This is a genomic window from Thiomonas delicata, from assembly GCF_900088825.1.
Lineage (GTDB): Bacteria > Pseudomonadota > Gammaproteobacteria > Burkholderiales > Burkholderiaceae_C > Thiomonas_A > Thiomonas_A delicata.
In genome coordinates this window covers 671,900-691,810 of record NZ_LT592171.1, presented here as the reverse complement: position 1 = coordinate 691,810, position 19,911 = coordinate 671,900, and the positions used below count along the sequence as shown (strand labels likewise).

Annotated in this window: 18 protein-coding genes and 1 tRNA gene; 10 read left to right on the top strand and 9 right to left on the bottom strand. The window is 67.2% G+C overall.

The genetic code is table 11. The annotated features are described in order from the left end of the window. Window positions 1–28: 28 nt before the first annotated feature. The 3 genes from clpP to THIARS_RS12750 all read right to left on the bottom strand — a co-directional run bounded on the left by clpP (window position 29) and on the right by THIARS_RS12750 (window position 2,242). Complete coding sequence (gene clpP / locus THIARS_RS12760; RefSeq protein ID WP_094161262.1) at window positions 29–637, bottom strand: ATP-dependent Clp endopeptidase proteolytic subunit ClpP; 609 nt, start codon at window positions 635–637, stop codon at window positions 29–31. Between the two features lie 169 nt (window positions 638–806). After that, window positions 807–2,120, bottom strand: coding sequence for a trigger factor (tig, locus tag THIARS_RS12755; protein ID WP_094161261.1), 1,314 nt, complete (start codon window positions 2,118–2,120; stop codon window positions 807–809). A 35-nt stretch (window positions 2,121–2,155) separates the two neighbouring features. Further along, window positions 2,156–2,242: transfer RNA gene (locus tag THIARS_RS12750), tRNA-Leu, on the bottom strand. 146 nt (window positions 2,243–2,388) lie between these two features. On the opposite strand from THIARS_RS12750, the gene THIARS_RS12745 reads away from it, so the two are divergent. Beyond that, window positions 2,389–3,228: a phytoene/squalene synthase family protein gene (locus THIARS_RS12745; RefSeq protein ID WP_094161260.1), complete on the top strand. Its 840-nt coding sequence runs from the start codon at window positions 2,389–2,391 to the stop codon at window positions 3,226–3,228. Window positions 3,229–3,270: 42 nt separating this feature from the next. Here the strand turns inward: THIARS_RS12745 and THIARS_RS12740 are convergent, their stop codons facing one another. From THIARS_RS12740 to THIARS_RS12730, 3 genes are all read right to left on the bottom strand, one after another. Then, window positions 3,271–5,319 carry an acetoacetate--CoA ligase gene (locus THIARS_RS12740; RefSeq protein WP_094161259.1) on the bottom strand — a complete coding sequence of 683 codons (2,049 nt, stop codon included), beginning with the start codon at window positions 5,317–5,319 and terminating at the stop codon, window positions 3,271–3,273. An 81-nt stretch (window positions 5,320–5,400) separates the two neighbouring features. Next, the gene (locus tag THIARS_RS12735) at window positions 5,401–5,844 is read right to left on the bottom strand and encodes an acyl-CoA thioesterase (protein WP_094161258.1); all 444 of its coding nucleotides are present in this window, start codon (window positions 5,842–5,844) and stop codon (window positions 5,401–5,403) included. A gap of 76 nt (window positions 5,845–5,920) precedes the next feature. Then, complete coding sequence (locus tag THIARS_RS12730) at window positions 5,921–6,703, bottom strand: SDR family oxidoreductase (protein ID WP_094161257.1); 783 nt, start codon at window positions 6,701–6,703, stop codon at window positions 5,921–5,923. Between the two features lie 181 nt (window positions 6,704–6,884). Between THIARS_RS12730 and moaA the strand changes: the two genes are divergently transcribed. The 3 genes from moaA (at window position 6,885) to moeA (ending at window position 10,013) form a co-directional block, all read left to right on the top strand. After that, window positions 6,885–8,024 (top strand): GTP 3',8-cyclase MoaA, encoded by a 1,140-nt coding sequence (moaA, locus tag THIARS_RS12725; protein WP_094161256.1) that lies wholly within the window; start codon window positions 6,885–6,887, stop codon window positions 8,022–8,024. Between the two features lie 64 nt (window positions 8,025–8,088). Further along, window positions 8,089–8,712: a molybdenum cofactor guanylyltransferase MobA gene (mobA, locus tag THIARS_RS12720; protein WP_245845912.1), complete on the top strand. Its 624-nt coding sequence runs from the start codon at window positions 8,089–8,091 to the stop codon at window positions 8,710–8,712. Continuing rightward, window positions 8,709–10,013 carry a molybdopterin molybdotransferase MoeA gene (gene moeA, locus THIARS_RS12715; RefSeq protein ID WP_094161255.1) on the top strand — a complete coding sequence of 435 codons (1,305 nt, stop codon included), beginning with the start codon at window positions 8,709–8,711 and terminating at the stop codon, window positions 10,011–10,013. The genes mobA and moeA overlap by 4 nt, the downstream gene beginning before the upstream one ends. A gap of 59 nt (window positions 10,014–10,072) precedes the next feature. On the opposite strand, the gene THIARS_RS12710 is transcribed toward moeA, so the two are convergent. After that, a complete protein-coding gene (locus THIARS_RS12710) occupies window positions 10,073–10,519 on the bottom strand; it encodes a hypothetical protein (protein WP_094161254.1) in 447 nt (148 codons plus the stop codon). Between the two features lie 198 nt (window positions 10,520–10,717). On the opposite strand from THIARS_RS12710, the gene asnB reads away from it, so the two are divergent. Genes asnB through THIARS_RS12680 form a run of 6 tightly spaced genes read left to right on the top strand, consistent with a single transcriptional unit; the run spans window position 10,718 to window position 17,641 of the window. After that, window positions 10,718–12,676, top strand: coding sequence for an asparagine synthase (glutamine-hydrolyzing) (gene asnB, locus THIARS_RS12705; protein WP_094161253.1), 1,959 nt, complete (start codon window positions 10,718–10,720; stop codon window positions 12,674–12,676). A 37-nt stretch (window positions 12,677–12,713) separates the two neighbouring features. Beyond that, on the top strand, window positions 12,714–14,252 hold the full coding sequence (locus THIARS_RS12700; protein ID WP_245845911.1) for a class I adenylate-forming enzyme family protein: 1,539 nt from the start codon (window positions 12,714–12,716) through the stop codon (window positions 14,250–14,252). A gap of 54 nt (window positions 14,253–14,306) precedes the next feature. Next, the gene (locus tag THIARS_RS12695) at window positions 14,307–14,564 is read left to right on the top strand and encodes an acyl carrier protein (RefSeq protein WP_094161251.1); all 258 of its coding nucleotides are present in this window, start codon (window positions 14,307–14,309) and stop codon (window positions 14,562–14,564) included. Between the two features lie 26 nt (window positions 14,565–14,590). Continuing rightward, window positions 14,591–15,589 (top strand): NAD(+) synthase, encoded by a 999-nt coding sequence (gene nadE, locus THIARS_RS12690; RefSeq protein ID WP_094161250.1) that lies wholly within the window; start codon window positions 14,591–14,593, stop codon window positions 15,587–15,589. After that, complete coding sequence (locus THIARS_RS12685) at window positions 15,586–16,563, top strand: HemK family protein methyltransferase (protein ID WP_094161249.1); 978 nt, start codon at window positions 15,586–15,588, stop codon at window positions 16,561–16,563. The genes nadE and THIARS_RS12685 overlap by 4 nt, the downstream gene beginning before the upstream one ends. Further along, window positions 16,544–17,641 carry a GNAT family N-acetyltransferase gene (locus THIARS_RS12680; protein ID WP_141202411.1) on the top strand — a complete coding sequence of 366 codons (1,098 nt, stop codon included), beginning with the start codon at window positions 16,544–16,546 and terminating at the stop codon, window positions 17,639–17,641. The genes THIARS_RS12685 and THIARS_RS12680 overlap by 20 nt, the downstream gene beginning before the upstream one ends. 29 nt (window positions 17,642–17,670) lie before the next feature. Here THIARS_RS12680 and fdx read toward each other — a convergent pair whose 3' ends face one another. Further along, entirely contained in the window at window positions 17,671–18,003 is a 333-nt protein-coding gene (gene fdx / locus THIARS_RS12675; RefSeq protein WP_094161247.1) for an ISC system 2Fe-2S type ferredoxin, read from the bottom strand. 3 nt (window positions 18,004–18,006) lie between these two features. Beyond that, entirely contained in the window at window positions 18,007–19,911 is a 1,905-nt protein-coding gene (hscA, locus tag THIARS_RS12670; protein WP_094161246.1) for a Fe-S protein assembly chaperone HscA, read from the bottom strand.

The window sequence follows — 19,911 nt, the reverse complement described above, 5'->3', positions numbered from 1 at the left end:
GATACTCGCAAATCTGGGTGAATGAAACTCAGGCGCGCTTGGCGATAACGTCGTCGAGCAGGCCGTATTCCTTGGCTTGCTCGGCAGACATGAAGAAATCGCGGTCGGTGTCCTGCGCGATTTTCTCCAGGGTCTGCCCGGTGCGCTCGGCCAGGATGGCGTTGAGGCGCTCGCGCAGATAAAGAATCTCGCGCGCCTGAATTTCGATATCGGCCGCCTGTCCCTGCGCGCCACCCAGGGGTTGGTGAATCATGACGCGCGAATTGGGCAGCGAGTAGCGCTTGCCCTTCGCGCCGGCGGCCAAAAGGAAGGCGCCCATGCTCGCGGCGATGCCGGTACACAACGTGGACACGTCGGGCTTGACGAACTGCATGGTGTCATAGATGGCCATGCCGGCGGACACCGAGCCCCCTGGTGAATTGATATACAGGGAGATGTCCTTGTCGGGGTTTTCCGACTCCAGAAACAGCAACTGGGCGACCACCAGATTGGCCGTTTGATCGTTGATCGGGCCGACCAGGAAAATGACACGTTCGCGCAGCAGGCGCGAGTAGATGTCGTAGGCGCGCTCCCCGCGACCGCTTTGCTCGATGACGATGGGAACCATGCCGAGATTTTGGGTTTCGATGGCGCTCATGGATAGGGATCAGAATGGAATGCGACAAGGTTAGCATGGCCCCGCCCGAACCAAGAGTCAAGCCGGGAATACCTTCCGGCAAGGCATGGCTTGCCGGCAACACTCCATGGCAATCCGCCCGGCTCCGCGTGCACGGGAACCAGGCGGTTGATCGTGGGGGCTTACGGCCTCAGGCCGATTGCATCACGTCGTCGAAACTCAGCGCCTTGTCTGTCGTCTTCGCCTGGGCAAACACAAAGTCGGCGACGTTGTTCTCGATGACGAGGGACTCGACCTCCGACAGGCGCTGCGCGTCGCCGTAATACCAGCGAATCACGTCCTGCGGCGTCTCGTAGCTGGCGGCGAGAGACTCGACATGGGCACGCACCTGTTCGGGCTTGGCGTGCAGTTCGTTTTGCTTGACCAGCTCGGCCACGATCAGACCCAGGCGCACGCGGCGCTCGGCCTGCTCGCGGAACAGATCGGCGGACAGCGGCAGCTTGTCGGCGTCTTTCACGCCGCGGGACTGCAAATCGCGGCGAGCCGAGGCCATCAGCTGCTCGATTTCGCTGTTCACGATGCTCGACGGCAAATCGACGCTGTTGACCTTGAGCAAGGCTTCCATCGCGGCCTGCTTGTTGCGCGCGGCCAGGCGGCTGGCGATTTCGCGTTCGAGGTTCTTGCGGATGTCGTCGCGCAGTTTTTGCATGTCGCCATCGGCAATGCCCAGGGCCTTGGCGAAATCGGCATCGAGTTCGGGCAACCGGGGAGCTTCGACCTTCAGCACCGTGAGTGAGAACTGCGCCGTCTTGCCGGCCACCTCGCGCCCCTGGTAGTCCTCGGGGAAATGCAGATCGAAGTTCACCGTGGCCCCGGCCTTCTGACCGCGTGCGGCGGTCTCGAATTCGGGAAGCATGCGGCCTTCGCCCAGTTCGAACTCGAACCCGTCGGCGCTCCCGCCAGGAAAGGCGACGTCGTCGAGCTTGCCGATGAAGTTCACGGTCAGGCGGTCGCCGTCGCGGGCCTCGCCGTCGGCCGCATCGCGCGGCACCCAGGTCCGCCGCTGTTTGCGCAGGATTTCCAGGGTCTTGTCGATCGCGGCATCGTCCACGCTGCTCGTGATGCGCTCGAGTTCCAGGGTGCTCAGGTCGCCCAGAACCACGTCGGGATAGACCTCGAAGACGGCGTCGAACGCGATCGCGTCTGCGCCGTCGGTCACCTCGTGCGGGGTGAACGCAGGCAGTCCCGCGACGCGCACATGCGCCGCGTTGACCGCCTCGTAAAACACGTTGCCGACCTTGTCCTGCAGGACTTCGGCCTCGACCGAGGGGCCGTAGCGCTTTTCCATGACCGACAAGGGCACCTTCCCCGGGCGGAAACCCGAAACCCGCGCGGTGCGGGCCAGGTTTTTCAGGCGCGCCAAAACTTCGCTGTGCAATTCGGCCTTGGGTACCGACACGGTGATGCGGCGTTGCAGCTTGTCCAGTGTTTCTACGGCTGTCATTTGAAATCCGATCCTCGAGATGAATAGGGTTGCCGTGGTGCGAGGGGGGGGACTCGAACCCCCACGCCGGTGAAGGCGTCAGGACCTAAACCTGGTGCGTCTACCAATTTCGCCACCCTCGCATGGGGCCGCGCGCGTATCGCTCGCGCACTTGCTAAGCGGCGCAACCGGGTCAATCGCGGCAAACGCCATCGGCAAACAGTCTATTTTATCCTCTGCCTTGGTTGGTCCGGCTCGAACGCGGCCGGCACATGCTTCAAACACTCCCATGCCCCCCACGAAATCATGCATCGACGGCCTGGCTCCACGGGGTACGGCCTGGTATTACGCCACGCTCCACCTCGGCGCCCAGCCACGCCACGATTTGCTGGTGCTGCAGGCCTGGTGGCGCGCCGTGCGCGACATCCCTTTTTCGGTGTCGGAACCCGATGTCGCCGCTGCCAAGCTGGCCTGGTGGGAAGCCCAGGTGCGCCAAAGCGGCGCAAGCCAACCCGATCACCCGCTCTTGCGCGCTTTGCTGCCGGCGCTGCGAGCCGCCGCGGTGCCGCCGGAACAGCTCTTGCAGCCCCTGGCGCAGGTTCGCGACACCCTCCAACAAAGCCGCTGGCTGGATTGGCAGGGCGTTCAAGCCCATCTCGACAACGGCCCGGGGCAGGTTGCGCGCGTGGCCTGCATGCTGACGGGTCAGACTTCCGCTGCGGCGCTGGACTATGCGGGATCCCTCGGCACCGCACTCGCCCTCGTGGGCATGGTGCGCGATATCGGCCGCGATGTCCGTCGCGGCATGATCCTGTTTCCGGTCGACGCATTGGCCGCGCATGGGGTCAAGGCGCGCCAACTCTTGGCCCGCGAGGACTGCGGCGAGCTTCGCGCCTTGCTGCGCCAGACTGCGGCAAAGGCACGCGACGCACTGCTGGCGGCCGAAGCGCGACGTCCGCGCGACATGGGGCGCGCCGCCCTGCCCGGCATCGCGCTGACGCATATGGCGCTTGCGCTGCTGCGCGAAATGGAGCGGGAAGACTACGCCTTGCTCGGCCAACGCATCAGCCTGGCGCCCACGCGGCTGCTGTGGGCCTCTTGGCGTGCGAAATGGATGACCCCGCGTTGAAATCCGGGTTTTGTGCCGGCCTGGCGCTGGATCGCCCTGCCCTCAGGACGACTCCAGATCCGATCTCAGTTGCCGGTACTCCTCCAACGCCTCGGGGTTGGCCAGCGCGGTGAGGTTGCGCACCGGCTCGCCATGCACCAGATTGCGCACGGCCAGTTCGACGATCTTGTTGCTCTTGGTTCGCGGAATGTCATGCACCTGCACCACGCGGGCCGGGACGTGACGCGGCGTGGTGTTGTCGCGTATGGCCTGTTTGATGCGCGCGATGAGCGCCTCGTCCAGCGTCAGGCCCTCGCGCAGCTTGACGAACAGGACGACGCGCACGTCGTTGTAGGTTCCGGGGGGCCAGTTCTGGCCGATCACCAGGGACTCGGCGACCTCGGGCAGCTTCTCGACCTGACGGTAGATTTCCGCCGTGCCGATGCGCACGCCGCCGGGATTGAGCGTGGCGTCCGAGCGGCCGTAGATGATGTAGCCGTGGTGGACCGTACGCTCGATATAGTCGCCATGGTGCCAGACCCCCGGCATGCGGGTGAAATAGGCGTCGAGATACTTGTCGCGCCCCTTCTCGACGCTGCCGTCCACCAGAAAACCCAGCGGCATGGTGGGAAAGGGCTGGGTGCAGACCAGTTCACCCTTGCTCCCTTCGGGCAGCGGCTTGCCGTGCTCGTCGAACACGGCCACCGCCATGCCCAGCGCCGCGGCCTGGATTTCTCCGCGCCAGACCGGGTGGGTCGGCGTGCCGAAGGTGAAGCAGCTGACGAGGTCGGTGCCGCCCGAAATCGAACTCAGGCACACATCGCGCTTGATGCGCTTGTACACGGTGTCGAAACCTTCGGGCACCAGCGGCGAGCCGGTCGAGAAGACGGTGCGCAGGGTTGCGAGCCGGTGGCTTGCGGCCGGCTCCAGCCCTGCCTTCTCCAGCGCCTCGATGAACTTGGCCGAGGTGCCGAAATGGGTGAAATCGGCCGCATCCGCATAGTCGAACAGAATGTTGCCCTCGGCGGCGAAAGGCGATCCGTCGTACAGGCATAGCGTGGCACCCTGCGACAACCCCGAGACCAGCCAGTTCCACATCATCCAGCCGCATGTTGTGAAATAAAAGACGCGGTCGTTCTCATGCACGTCGGCATGCAGCCGCATCTCGCACAGGTGCTTGAGCAGCACGCCGCCGGCGCGATGCACGATGCACTTGGGCACGCCCGTGGTCCCGCTCGAATACAGGATGTAGAGCGGGTGGTCGAATAGCAGCTGCGCGTAGTGCACGTCCCCCGCGACATAGGGCCCGAGGGCGGAGCCCCAAGTCTGCGCCTTGGGCACGGCGGACAGATCGAGCGGAATGCCCAGCGCGTCGGCCACGTAGGGCACCACGAGCACGGCCTGCAAGTCGGACAGTTGCGGCACGGCCTGGGCCAGTTTGTCGCGCACGTCGACGGTTTTTCCGGCATAGAAATAACCGTCGCAGGCCACCAGCACCTTGGGCTTGACCTGGCCGAAGCGGTCGAGCAGGCCCTGCGCGCCGAAATCGGGCGAGGCCGAAGTGAACACCGCGCCAAGCGCGCTGGCCGCCAGCATGGTGACGATGGCCTCGGGCATATTGGGCAGATAGGCCGCCACGCGGTCCCCCGCCGCCACGCCCTGCGCGGCCAGCCATTGCTGCATGCGCGAGACCTCGGCATGCAGCTCGCGCCAGCTGAGTTGCCGGCGCACCTTGTCCTCGCCCCAGAACATCAGGGCCGTGCCGTCGTCGTGCCGGCGCAGCAGGTTCTGCGCGAAATTGAGTCGCGCGTCCGGGAAAAAGCGCGCGTCGGGCATGCTCTCGGCAGGAACGTAGGCGCGTTCCCCGCGCGTTTCGGCGACGACTCCCGCGCTATCCCACACCGCGGTCCAGAAGTCCCCCAGATGGTTCGTGGACCATTGCCACAGCGTTTCGTAGTCGTCCAGTTGCAGGCCGTGGCGGTGGTTGACGAACTGGCGGAATGCGGTGACATGCGCCGCGGCGATGCGCTGCGGAGTGGGCCGCCACAGCGGCTGCCCGGCGCCGCCTGCCCGACCGGACTGGTTCTCGAGGCGCGTGGCCTGTGGGTTCATGGTGTATCTCCGATCTCCGATGAAGGTCTTGTGTCGATGCTGGTGATCCGGCGCCACGGCCTTCTCACCGCCTCCGTTGTTTCAAGGCGCCGGGGTGTCATCCCCCTCCCCGACCAGCCGGCGCAACTCTTCCGGCAAGGGGACGCTTTTGCGCAATCCATGGTCGATCCACACCGTCTTGGCCCCGCCGCTGGCGTACAAGGCATCCGGGTCGTCGACGCGGCTCAGCGCGTAATAGGTTTCGAAACTGCTGCGTCCGGGATTGGCGACGTACATGCGCACGCGCACGTCGCCGGGGTGGCGCAGTTCCTGGTGGAAGTTGCAAAAGGCGTTGACGATGACCGGGCCTTGCCCCTGCGGCGCGGCGCCGCGGCCCAGACTCAACAGCCAATCCAGCCGCACGATTTCCATGTAGCGGAAGTAAATGGTGTTGTTCACGTGCCCCATGGCGTCCATATCCCCCCAGCGGATGGGAACGACGACCTCATGCACGAATTTCTTGTGTTCAGGAATGGACAATCGCATAGCGAAGATGTTGTGCGCGGCGCGAGCCGGTCTGAAAAAAGGATTGATGACGTGCCCTGTGCCCGGCAAGACTGGATTACACGCCGAAGCCGTCGTCGGCGGCGATCACCGCGCCGTTGACGAAATGGCTCTGGCCGCTGGCCAGCATCAGCAGCACGGCGTCCAGGTCTTCGGGTTTGCCCACGCGCTTGCGCGGCAGCATCTGCACCAGCTTCTGGCCCGCTTCGGTGCCCCAGTGGCCATGGTTGATCTCGGTGTCGATGTAACCGGGGCAGATGGCGTTGGTGTTGATGCCGTAGCGTCCCCATTCCAGCGCCATCGCCCGCGTCATGTGCACCACGGCGGCCTTGCTCATCGCATACACGCCGATCTGCGGCAGCACGCGCAAGCCCGCCATGGAAGCGATGTTGATGATGCGCCCGCCGGCCCAGGTGCCCGGCGCCGCACCCTGCGAGCGCGCGATCATGCGCTTGGCCACTTCCTGGGCGACGAAGAAGGCGCCGCGCGTGTTGGTCTCGAATATGGCGTCGTAGTCGTCGGGCGTGATGTCGGTGAGCTTGCGCGCCACCGACATGCCCGCGTTGTTCACCAGGATGTCGATATTGCCCATCTCGGTCTCGGCGTGCGCCACCGCGCTGCCGATGCTGGCGTTGTCGGTGACGTCGAGCCGCACGACGTGCGCGTCGCCCCCCTCGGCTTCGATGAGGGCACGCAATTCCTTCAGCCGCTCGATGCGGCGCCCCGTCAGGACCACGCCGGCTCCAGCCTGCGCCAGCACGCGTGCGAATTGCCAACCCAGGCCGCTGGACGCACCCGTCACCAGGGCCACGCGGCCGGCCAAATCAATTGTGTAAGCCATGTCTCTCGTCTCTAGGGTTATCGGCACAGTCGGGCGACAGGGCCCGGCGGCGGCATGCCGCAGATAGTACGAGCGATGCCGCGGCGCAACAACGCGCCGACACACGCGGGAAGACGCGGCCGACTGCGACCGCATTGATCACACGCCCGACACGGCGGCGCGCTTTGCCGATAATGGCACCATGTCCGAGCGCACCATACCCATCGTCGACCACCGCTACGCGTCCAGCGTTCCGGAGATTCCGCAGCAGGGCCCAGCCCCAGCCGGCTTGCTGGCCGACCGTCTAGGCCGGCCGCTGCACGACCTGCGCATTTCGATCACCGACCGCTGCAATTTCCGCTGCACCTACTGCATGCCGAAGGACGTGTTCGATGCGCACTACGAATTCCTGCGGCACGCCGATCTGCTGCGCTTCGAGGAAATCGACCGCCTGGCGCGCGTGTTCGTGCAACTGGGCGTGCGCAAGCTGCGCATCACGGGCGGCGAGCCGCTGCTGCGCAAGGGGGTGGAGGATCTCGTCGCCATGCTGGCCGCGATCCGCACCCCCGAGGGCGACCCGGTGGAGCTGACCATGACCACCAATGCCTCCATCCTGGCGCGCAAGGCCAGGGCGCTGAAGGCCGCCGGGCTGAACCGCATCACCGTCAGCCTGGACGCCCTGGACGACCGCGTGTTCCGGCGCATGAACGACGTGGATTTTCCGGTGCGCACGGTGCTGGACGGCATTGCCGAGGCGCAGGCCGCCGGCCTCGCCCCGGTGAAGGTGAACATGGTGGTGCAGCGCGGCGTCAACGACGACCAGCTGCTGCCCATGATCGAGCACTTCCGCGGCAGCGGCGTCGTGCTGCGCTTCATCGAATTCATGGACGTGGGCAACACCAACGGCTGGCGCATGGACCAGGTCGTGCCGTCGGCCGAACTCATCCAGCGCATCGCGGCCAGCCACCCCCTGCATCCGCTGGACCCGACGGCGCCCGGCGAAACCGCCGAGCGCTGGCTGCTCGACGACGGCAGCCTCGAGATCGGCGCCATCTCCAGCGTCACCCGCGCCTTCTGCCGCGACTGCAACCGCGCCAGGCTGTCGATGGAAGGCAAGCTCTATCTCTGCCTGTTCGCCACCCACGGCCACGACCTGCGCGCCCTGTTGCGCGGCGACCCGCAAGCGGGCTTGAAGCCCGTCGTGGACGACGCCGACCTGCGCGCGGCCCTGGCACAGGTCTGGAGCCGGCGCGACGACCGTTACTCCGAGTTGCGTGGCACCGAGGCCGCCGCGGCCCTGCGCGCCGAGCGCAAGGTGGAGATGTCCTACATCGGCGGCTAAGGTCGCGCGCCCCGGCGCCCGCATGCCCTCACGCCGCCAACCCCTTGCCACCGAATTCCTCCCCATGCCCGAAACCATGCCGCGCAGCGCCATCACCGGCTTGATCCTGGCCGGCGGCCGCGGCTCGCGCATGGGCGGCGTCGACAAGGGCCTGCAGCCGTTTCGCGGCCAGCCGCTGGCAATGCACGCACTGCAGCGTCTGCAGCCCCAAGTCGGCGGCGTGATGATCAACGCCAACCGCAACATCCCCGCCTACCAAGCCTTCGGTGTGCCGGTCTGGCCCGACGCCGAACCGCAGGTCTATGCCGGCCCTCTGGCCGGATTCGCCGCCGGGCTGGACCATTGCCGCACGCCCTATCTGCTCACCGTGCCGTGCGACTGCCCGCTGTTTCCGGCCGACCTCGCCCAGCGCCTCGCCGCGGGGCTGCGATCGGCGTCGGCGCAAGCGGCGATGGCGCGCGTGGGCGGGCGCACCCAACCCGTGTTCTGTCTGCTGCGCGCCGACCTGCTCGAAAGCCTGAAAGCCTTCCTCGCCGCGGGCGGCAGCAAGATCGACGCCTGGACCGGCACCCTGCACACAGTCAGCGTCGATTTCGACGAACCCCGGGATTTCGAGAACGTCAACTCCCTGCCCGAGTTGCAGGCCCTGGAAGGCTCCGGGGCGCACCCCGCGAAGACCCGATCATGAACACGCCCACGACTTCCGAACTCGCCCCCGATCTGGCCCAGATCGTCAGTTGCGTCGCCGGCTACGACCCCAATGCCCTGCCCGTGAGCCGGGTGCAGGAAGTCATCCGCCGCTTCGTGCAACCTCTTCGGGTCGCGGAGCGCGTGGACCTGCGCGCCGCGCTCGGGCGGGTGCTGGCCGAGGACGTGATCGCCCCGCAGGACGTGCCGGCGCACGACAACGCCGGCATGGACGGCTACGCCCTGCGCGGAGCCGACCTCGCAGCCGATGGCTCGGCCGCGCTGCGTAGGATCGGCACCGGCCTGGCGGGACACGAGTTCCGCGGCGACGTGCCTCCCGGATGCTGCGTGCGCATCATGACCGGCGCGGTCATGCCGGCCGGCTGCGACACCGTGGTGCCGCAGGAGTTCTGCCGGATCGAGGGCGACCAGGTACGCATCCCCGCCGGCGTGCTCAAACTCGGCGACAACCGCCGCAAGCGCGGCGAAGACCTGCGCGCAGGTGAGCCAGCGCTGCGCGCCGGCAAACTGCTGCGCCCGGCCGACATCGGGCTCATCGCCTCGCTCGGACAGGCCGAGGTCATGGTGTGGCGCCGGCTGCGCGTGGCCTTTCTCTCCAGCGGCGACGAGCTGCGCTCCATAGGCGAGGCGCTGGACGAAGGCTGCGTCTACGACAGCAACCGCTACACCCTCTGGGCCATGCTCACCCGCCTGGGCTGCGAAGTGCTCGACCTGGGCGTGGTGCGCGACGACCCCGCCGCCCTCGAAACGGCGCTGCGCCAGGCCTGCGAAAACGCCGACGCCGTCATCACCTCTGGCGGCGTCAGCGTGGGCGAAGCCGACCATATGCGTGCGGTCATGGCCTCGCTGGGCGACGTGGTGTTCTGGCGCATCGCCATGCGCCCAGGCCGGCCCATGGCCTTCGGCCGCATCGAAAGCGCGGGCCACGGCGCCATGCTGTTCGGCCTGCCCGGCAACCCGGTGGCCGTGATGGTGACCTTCTACCACTTCGTGCGCGAGGCCCTCTTGCACATGATGGGGGCGCAGATGCAGCCCCTGCCGCTGCTGAGCGTGGTCGCGCAGACCACGTTGCGCAAGCGTCCCGGGCGCACCGAATACCAGCGCGCCGTGCTCGAACGTCTGCCCGACGGGCGCCTGGCCACGCGCACCACCGGCGACCAGGGCTCCGGCATCCTGCGCTCCATGAGCCGGGCCGACGGCTTCATCGTGCTGCACCACGAACAGGGCAGCGTGCAGGCCGGCGAGTTGGTGGATTTCTTGCCGTTCGAAGGCTTGGTGTAGCGCCGCAGGCCGCACGTTTGCCTCCTGGCGGCGCTCCCAACCCGGCCGGGGGCGACCGTTCAGAAAATCTTGTTGATCAAGTCCTCGCCCAGACCGATGCCGGCCCCCATTTCCATCGCCTGACCGAAGCCTGAGTTGAGGAACCCCCCCAGCGCGCCCATCAGCCCGCCCCCGCCTGCCGCCCTTCCATAGGCCGGCGCCTGCCCCATGCCCTGCGGCATATAGCCCGGCTGGGCCGCCACGGGCATGGACTGCGACGAACTCAACTGGTTCTGTTCGTTCTGCCACATGGCGTGGATGGCCTGCAGCAGCTGGTTCATCTGCTGCTGTTGCGCCTGCACCGCAAGCGCCACCTCGCGCAGGTCGAGCAACCATTCGCGCGCATCGGTGTTGCCGCCCTGCGAAGCCGCCTGCAGCTTGCCGGCAAGCGTCTGCAGTTCCTGGGCGATGGTCTGATCCTGTGACTGCAACTGCTGGTAGAGCTGGTCGATCGTTTGAATGTCCATGGTGTGGTGTCGTGCATGAGAACTGGGAGGATTGCACGATTGTGAGGCCGCCGAACCGCGCGACAAGGCCTTCGGCGCGTAAGCAAAGGTAAACCCGGCTGCCAGACTTTGCCCTGCGTCCGCGAACAGGGGATGCGGCCCATCCGGCCGGCCTCTAGCATGGGGCTGTCCAACTCCACGTGAAAGGTCTGAGCGCGCATGTGCGGCATCGCGGGAATCCTGAGCTTTCGACACCCGCCCGCGTTGGCCGAGGTGCAGGCCATGATCGGCCGCTTGCGCCATCGCGGCCCCGACGGCCGCGGCTTTCACCGCGACGGCCCCGTCGTTCTTGGACACGCACGGCTGAGCATCATCGACCTGGAAGGCGGAGCCCAGCCGCTGTGCAACGAAAACGGCGATATCTGGGTCACGTTCAACGGCGAGATCTTCAACCATGTGGAATTGCGTCGCGAACTCCAGGCTCAGGGCCATCGCTTCGCCACGCGCTCGGACACCGAGGTCATCGTGCATCTGTACGAGCAGCACGGCGACGACTTCGTGCAGCACCTCAACGGCCAGTTCGCCATCGCGCTGTGGGACGCACGACGCCAGCGCCTGCTGCTGGCCCGCGACCGCGTCGGCATCCGGCCGCTGTTCCACACGCGCGTCGGCGGACGACTGGCGTTCGCCTCCGAGGTGAAGGCGCTGTTCGCGCTGCCCGACGTGCCGCGACGCCTGGACGTGCAGGCGCTGGGCGAGCTTTTCACCTATTGGGCGCCGCTGTCGCCGCATGCCGTGTTCGAAGGCATTCAAAGCCTGGGGCCGGGGGAATGCATGGCGGTCGACGCCGCAGGCGAGCGCACCTGGCGCTACTGGGACTGGAGTTTCCCGACCGAGCCCGGCGAACCCTACGCCAGCGCGGACGAGGCCGCCGAAGCGCTGCGCGAACTGCTGATTGATTGCGTGCGCCTGCAACTGCGCGCCGACGTGCCGGTGGGGGCCTATCTGAGCGGCGGGCTCGATTCGTCCATCGTCGCCACGCTGATCCGGCGCTACACCGACACGCCGCTGCGCACGTTTTCGCTCACCTTCGACGACCCCGAGTTCGACGAAAGCGCCGAGCAGAAGGTGCTGGTCGACCACCTCGGCTGCGAGCACACCTCGCTGCGCTGCAAGCAGGGCGACATCGCCGCGGCTTTCGCCCGCGCCATCTGGCATGCCGAGACACCCATCCTGCGCACCGCGCTGGCTCCGCTGATGCTGCTGTCAGGCCATGTCCGCGATGCCGGCTACAAGGTGGTGCTCACCGGCGAGGGAGCCGACGAAGTGTTCGGCGGCTACGACCTGTTCAAGGAGGCGCGCGTGCGGCGCTTCATGGCGCGCCAGCCGCGCTCGGCCTGGCGCGGCGCCCTGCTCGACCGCCTTTACCCCTACCTCAAGCACTCCCCCGCGGCCAGCCGCGCCCTCGCCCAGCGTTTCTTCGCCGACGGCGCGCAGCACCTCGGCGAACCCGGCTTCGGCCATCTGCCGCGCTGGACCACGACCCGGCGCACATGGCAGTTTTTCTCGCCCCAGGTACGCGAGCGCCTGGCGGGCTGGGGCGCCCTGCAGCCCCTCGCCGCGCAGCTGCCGCCCGAGTTTGCGCGCTGGGCTCCGCTGTGCCAGGACCAATACATCGAGGCCCGCACCCTGATGTCGGGCTATCTGCTGTGCTCCCAGGGCGATCGCATGGCGATGGCGCATTCCGTCGAGGGTCGCTTCCCGTTCCTGGACCACCGCCTCATCGCTTTCGCCAACCGACTGCCGCCGCGCTACAAGCTCATGGGCCTGACCGAAAAATGGCTGCTCAAGCGCGCCATGGCCGGGCTGCTGCCCGAATCCATCCGCGTCCGGACCAAACAGCCTTACCGCGCACCCGACAGCCAGAGCTTTTTCGAACGAGGCAGGCCGGTCGACGACGCCGCGGCATTGCTGAGCCCGTCATCGATTGCCGATGCCGGCTACTTCGACCCGGCTGCGGTCACCAAGCTGGTGGACAAGTGCCGGGCCGGCCGGGCCATCGGGTTCGGTGACAACATGGCCTTCGTCGGCATTCTCTCCACCATGCTGCTGCATGCGCAGTTCATCGCGGCGGCAACCCCGCAAGCACGGGAAGACGCCATACTGGCCGGACCGTAAGCTTGAAACACGATCTGAAATCCGCCTGTCAACTGCCGTGCTGCTTCACGACTTCTTCACCTCGTCCGCGAATCGCTTGCCGACCAAGACGGCCCTGGTGCGCGAAGGTCGGCGCACGACCTACGCCGACCTTGCCCGCCAGGCCGGCGCGCTGGCCCAGGCCCTGCGGCAACGCGGGGTGCGCCGCGGCGACCGCGTCGCGCTGTTCCTCGACAACTCCGAGGAGATGGTCGCGTCCATCTTCGCCGTGCTGCAGGTCGGCGCGGTGTTCATGCCCGTCAACACCCTGACCAAGGCCGACAAGCTGGCCTATATGCTCAACGACGCGCAGGCCAGCGGCCTCATCACCCAGACTGCGCTGGCTGCCGTGGCGCACCAGGCGCTGGCGCAAGCCCAGAGCGTGCACACCTGCTGGATAGTGGGGGGCGACACCGCGCTGGAGCATCGGTACGCGCTGGAAACGCCGTACCCGGCGCCATGGCTCGAAACCGACCCCATGCCGCTGGAGGAAAGCGCCTGCATCGACCTGGACCTGGCCGCCATCATCTACACCTCGGGGTCCACCGGGCACCCCAAGGGGGTGATGCTCACCCACCTCAATATGGTCACGGCCCAGGCCTCGGTCAGTCAGTACCTCGGGCTGCGCGAGGACGACGTCATCGCCTGCGCCCTGCCCCTGGCCTTCGACTACGGCCTCTACCAGGTCCTGATGGCTTTCAAGCTTGGCGCCACCGTCATGCTGGAGCGCTCCTTCACCTACCCGGTGAAGGTGCTGGAGGCCATGGCGCGCGAAGGCGCCACGGTCTTCCCCGGCGTGCCCACCATGTTCGCCCTGCTCATGGCGCTGGACAACCTCGCGAGCTTCGACCTCCGCCGGCTGCGCCTGATCACCAATACGGCCGCCGCCCTGCCCGAGGCGCATATCCGCCGTATCCGCAGCCTGTTCCCGCAGGCGCAGCTGTTCTCGATGTACGGCCTCACCGAATGCAAGCGCGTGACCTACCTTCCGCCCGATCAGCTCGACATCCGTCCCACCAGCGTGGGGCGCGGCATGCCCAACGAAGAGGTGTGGCTGGTGGACGAGGCCGGCCAGCGCCTGCCCAACGGCGGCAGCGGCGAACTGGTCATCCGCGGCAGCCATGTGATGCGCGGCTACTGGAACAAACCGCGCGAAACCGCCGAGCGCCTGCGCCCCGGCCCCATCGCCGGCGAAATGGTGCTGTATTCGGGCGACATCTTCCGCACCGACGCCGAAGGCTATCTTTACTTCGTGGCGCGCAAGGACGACATCATCAAGAGCCGCGGCGAAAAGGTCAGCCCGCGCGAGGTCGAGAACATCCTGCACGAGCTGCCCGGCGTGATCGAGGTGGCCGTGGTCGGCGTGGACGATGCCCTGCTCGGGCAGGCGGTCAAGGCCTTCATCGTCCTGGCGCCTGGCCGCGCCTACACCGAACGCGACGTCATCAAGCATTGCCATGCGCGCATGGAGAGCTTCATGGCGCCGAAACTCGTGGAGTTCGTGGGCGAGCTGCCCAGAACGGATACCGGCAAGATCAAAAAGACCGGGCTGCGCTGAGGCCGCCGCCTCGGAAAGCAGGCCTGCACAAGTCTCAAACGGGGGAATAGGTCCATGTCAACCATCAAGAATCAGATCCGGCGCTACATCGACGACAACTTCATCATGGGCTCGGGCGGCGCGCCGTTCACGGACGCCGACTCGCTGCTCGATCTGCACATCGTCGATTCCACAGGCATCCTCGAACTCATCCTGTTCCTGGAGGAAACCTTCGGCATTCAGGTGCTCGACGCCGAAATGGTTCCCGAAAACCTCGACAGCCTCAACGCCATCGAGGCCTACGTGGCGACCAAGCAAAAGGTGGCAGCCTGATCCCCCCGGCACACCCGGACCCAGGCATGGCCTGCGCGCCGCTGTCGTTCGCGGTGTTCGAGACGGACTGCGCGGCCGAGGTCGAGCGCATCGGCCGGCATCTGCGCGCCAGCTTGGCCGGCATGCACAAGCGCGGCGTGGTGGTCGGCCTGTCGGGCGGGGTGGACAGCTCGGTCTGCGCCGCGCTTGCCGTGCGCGCCCTGGGACCGGGCAAGGTGCTGGGCCTGCTCATGCCCGAGCAGGATTCGAGCGCCGCGAGCGCCGACCTCGGCGCGCAGGTGGCGGCGCAACTCGGCATCCGCTGCGAGACTGAGAACATTGCGCCTGCGCTCGCCGCCATCGGCTGCTACCGCTGGCGCGACGACGCCATCCGGGTGCTGTTTCCGGCCTATGGCGACGGCTGGAAGAACAAGATCGTCATCGCCGAGGGCGCGGCGGGCAAGGTGCATTTCTTCGAACTCGTCGTGCAAAGCCCGGATGGGGACACCCGGCGTGCCCGGCTTGCGCTGCGCGAATATCTGCAAATCGTCGCGGCCACGAATTACAAGCAGCGCATCCGCAAGACCGTGGAATACTTTCACGCCGATCGCCTCAACTATGCCGTGCTCGGAACCCCCAACCGCCTCGAATATGACCAGGGCTTTTTCGTCAAAAACGGTGACGGCTCCGCGGACATCAAACCCATCGCCCACCTCTACAAAACCCAGGTGTACGCGCTGGCCCGTCATCTCGGTCTGCCCGATGCCGTCTGCACGGCTCCGCCCACCACCGACACCTACAGCCTGCCGCAGGGGCAGGACGAGTTCTATTTCGCCCTGCCCTATGCGCAGATGGACTTGGCGCTGTGGGCCCACAACCACCGGAGGCCGGCGGCCGAACTGGCGCAAGCGCTTGGCCTGAGCGAGGAACAGGCCGGCAGCATCTATGCCGACATCGAGGCCAAGCGGCGCGGCACGCGCTATCTGCACATGCGTCCGCAGCTCGTGGAAGACGCACTGGACACAGCAAGCCTGGAGCGCGCGTGAACCGACCCGAACCCTTGGCGCAGCAGGCCGAAGCCGGCCCCCCGAACCTGTCGCCGGCAGCCGCGGCAGCCTTCGCCAGCCGGCTGCGCCTGCTCGCGCAAGCCTTGCAAACCCTGCCCGACAAGCCGGAGGAAACGCCGGACTCCGCGCTGCGGACTCTGTGGCATCTGGCCGCCGGCAACCCTCTCTCGGTCGCCGCGGCGCAAAGCCTGGAACTGCCCGAGCCCTCGCCCGAGCAACTCGCCCGTCTCGATGCGCTCATCGCGCGCCGGCTGCAAGGCATTCCCCTGGCCTACCTCACCGGGCGTCAGCGCTTCATGGGCCTGGACCTGCTGGCAGGCCCCGAGGCGCTGATTCCACGCCGCGAGACCGAGATGCTCGGGAACGCCGCGCTGGCGAAGCTGCGCACGCTGGCCGATGCCTGCGGCACCGTGCATGCCATCGACGTCTGCTGCGGTTGCGGCAATCTCGCGCTGGCGCTGGCGCATGCCGAACCGCGCGCCCGTCTCCACGCCTCCGACCTGGCGGCCGACGCCGTCGAGCTGGCGCGCAGGAACACCGAGAGGCTTGGCCTGGGCGACCGCGTCGAGCTGTACACGGGCGACCTGCTTGCCCTTTTCGGCATTGCGAAGTTCCTCGGACGCATCGACATGATCGTGTCCGCCCCGCCCTATATCTCTGCGGGCAAACTCGACAGCATGCCTGCGGAAATCATCGGCCACGAACCCTCGCTGGCCTTCGACGGCGGGCCGTTCGGGGTCGGCATCCTGATGCGCCTGATGCGCGAATCGCCGGCCGTGCTGCGCGCGGGAGGCTGGCTCGGCATCGAGGTCGGCCTGGGCCAGGGCCCCGCCATGCTGCAATTGCTGAACAAAAGCGCAAGCTTCGACACCGTCGACGCCGTGCGCGACGCACAAGGCCAGATCCGCGTGCTGCTTGCCAGGAAATCCGGGAATGGCTCGATCCGTGCCTGAGCCAAGGACCGCGCAGGAAGCTTATCGCGTCGAGCCGGCCGACCTCGACACCGACGCGCACGACATCATTGCCCTGTGGTCCTCGAACCTGGGACACGCCGAGCGCAGGCAAGGCAAGTTCGCGTGGTTCTATCGCGGCAATCCGGCAGGCCGGCCGACGGTCTTGCTCCTGCGTCATGCGCAGAGCGATGCCCCGGTGGGAACCGTGGGCATCGGGTTTCGCGCCATGCGCTGCGGCGCCGCGTCCCTCTCCGCCGGCCTGATGGGCGACTTCGCGGTCAACGCCCAGCACCGCACACTCTTCCCGGCCTTGACCTTGCAGCGTGCCGTGCTTGCGCGAGGCCTCGCAAGCCACCCCGTGCTGTATGGCTTCCCCAACGCCAAGTCGCTGCCGGTGGTCCAGCGCGCCGGGTTTGCGGTCATGGGCCATCTGGGACGATACGTCTGCGTGCTGCGCACGTCGGACCACCTTCCGTCCGCGCTACCCCGGGCGCTGCGCAGGCTTGTCGGCGGCGCGCTGGACACCATCCTCCATGCGGTGCGCCTGATCGGGCCCTCGCTGCTCGATCGGGAAAAACACGATACGCGGTGGCTGAGCCAGCCCGACGACCGATTCGACGCGCTGTGGGCCGAGCAAGTTGCCGATCGCACCGTCATCGGCACACGCGACCGCGCCTTTCTGCACTGGCGCTTCGTGCAAAAGCCCTCCCGCCACTACCGGCTGTTTGCGCTCACGGCCCGCGTCTCTCCAGAACGTCCCGATGCGCTGCGCGGCTATGCCGTGTGCGAACCCGTGGGCGAAACCCTGTATGTGCGGGATTTTCTTGCGGCCCCGCCCTGGCAGCGCAATCTTTCACGCCTGTTCCACGCCTTGATGCGCGAGGCGGCACGGCAGGGCTATGCACGCATCTCGATGGAATGCCTAGGACCCGACGCGGTCATGGGCGCCTTGAGCAAGGCCGGCCTGCGCCTGCGCGACGCCTGCAGCCAGCCGGTGATTCTGGCAACGACTCAGGAAGGCGCCGCTTGCCTGGCAGGCAAGGACTGGTACCTCACCAGCGCGGACGCCGACGAATAGCCGGCGCCGCCGAGATCTCCCGAAGCCGCTTACTCCTTGGCGTGGTTGATGGAATAACGCGGGATCTCGATGGTCACGTCCTGGTCGCTCAGGATGGCCTGGCAGGACAGGCGCGACGTGGGTTCCAGGCCCCAAGCGCGGTCGAGCAGGTCTTCCTCGCTTTCGTCGGGATCGCCCAGCGATCCGTAGCCCTTGCGCACGATGACATGGCAGGTGGTGCAGGCGCAGGACAATTCGCAGGCATGCTCGATGGGGATGTCGTGCTCGAGCAGGGCCTCGCAGATGGACGTGCCGCGCTCGGCCTCGACGGTGGCGCCTTGCGGGCAGTACTCATGGTGCGGCAGGATGGTGATCACGGGCATGACTCAGGACTCGGTGGGGATGATGGGATCTGCCGCCGGAGCCTCCGCCATCAGGCTGCTGACGCTGCGCCCGGCCAGCGCGCGTTGAATGCTGCGATTCATGCGCTGCGCGGCGAAGGCCTCGGTCACACGCGCCAGGTGCTCGGCGGCCGCGCGAATCGCCAGGTGGTCGGTATCGTTCATTTTCTGCGCCAAATCAGCCATCGCGGCGTGAATGGCATCGATGTCCGGTTTCGTCAGCAGATCGGAATCCGCCTGCATCGCGTGACGGGTCGCGTCGAGCAGGCGCTCGGCGTCCACGCGCTCTTCATGCAGGACGCGTTGTTGCGCATCAACATCCGCCGCGGCGAAGCCGGACTGCAGCATTTCGGCGATCTGCGCATCTGACAAGCCATAGCTCGGCTTCACTTCCACTTGGGCCGCCACGCCCGTGCTTTGCTCGCGGGCGCTCACTTCCAGCAAGCCATCGGCGTCCACCTGGAACGTGACCAGCACGCGGGCCGCCCCGGCCGTCATGGGGGGTATGCCGCGCAGCTCGAAACGCGCCAGGGAGCGGCAATCGGCCACCAGTTCGCGCTCGCCCTGCACGACATGGATGGACATGGCGGTCTGCCCGTCCTTGAAGGTGGTGAACTCCTGCGCCCGCGCCGTCGGGATGGTCGTGTTGCGCGGGATGATGCGCTCCACCAGGCCGCCCATGGTCTCCAAGCCGAGGGAAAGCGGAATCACGTCGAGCAGCAGCGGGTCGTCATCGTCGTGGTTGCCGGCAAGCGCGTGCGCCTGGCGCGCGGCGCCGATGGCGACCACTTCGTCCGGATCGAGGTTCACCAGGGGCGGGCGGCCAAAAAATTCCCGCACCGCCTCGCGCACCACGGGCATGCGCGTGGAGCCGCCCACCAGCACGATGCCGGAAACGGCGTCGCACGAAATCTGCGCATCGCGCAGCACCTGCCGCAGCAAGATGATGGTGCGCCGGGTCAGTTCGGCGGTGCACTGGGCGAATTCGTCCCGGGTCAGCGTCTGGTCGATGCGTTGGCCGCCCGGCAAATCGGCCAGCACCCGCACTTCGGGCTGGACGCTGAGTCGCTCCTTGGCCGCACGGGCCACGCGCTGCAGCGCACTGCGCGCCCTGGCATCGAGTCCGGCCAGGCCGCCACGCCCCGCCAGTTCGGCGGCCACCAAGGCGTCGTAGTCGTCGCCGCCGAGGGCGGTGTCACCGCCCGTGGCCATGACCTCGAACACGCCCTTGGTCAGGCGCAGGACCGACACGTCGAACGTACCGCCACCCAGGTCGTACACCGCGTACACGCCCTCGGCGGCCTGGTCCAGGCCGTAGGCCATCGCCGCCGCGGTCGGCTCGTTGATCAGTCGCAGCACGTTGAGGCCAGCCAGCCGCGCGGCATCCTTCGTCGCCTGGCGCTGCGCGTCGTCGAAATACGCCGGAACGGTGATCACCGCGCCGGCCAGATCGGTCCCGAGCGTGGCCTCGGCGCGCGCTCTCAGGGCGCGCAGGATGTCTGCCGAAACCTCCACCGGGGTCTTGGCGCCCTGCAAGGTCTGGATGGCGAGCAGGCCGGGCCGGTCATCGAAGACATAGGGCAGATGCAAGCCCGCATCGAGATCGGCAAGTTCGCGTCCCATCAGCCGCTTGGCCGAAGCGATGGTGTTGCACGGGTCGTCGTCACGCAAGGCCAGCGCGTCCCAGCCGACCACGGGCGGGCCATCAGGCCCGTATCGCACCACGGAGGGAAGCAACACGCGGCCCGCGGCATCGGGCAGGCATTCGGCCACGCCGCTGCGCACGACGGCGACGAGGGAATGGGTGGTCCCGAGATCGATACCCACGGCCACGCGGCGTTGATGCGGATCGGGGGACTGGCCCGGTTCGGAGATTTGGAGCAAAGCCAT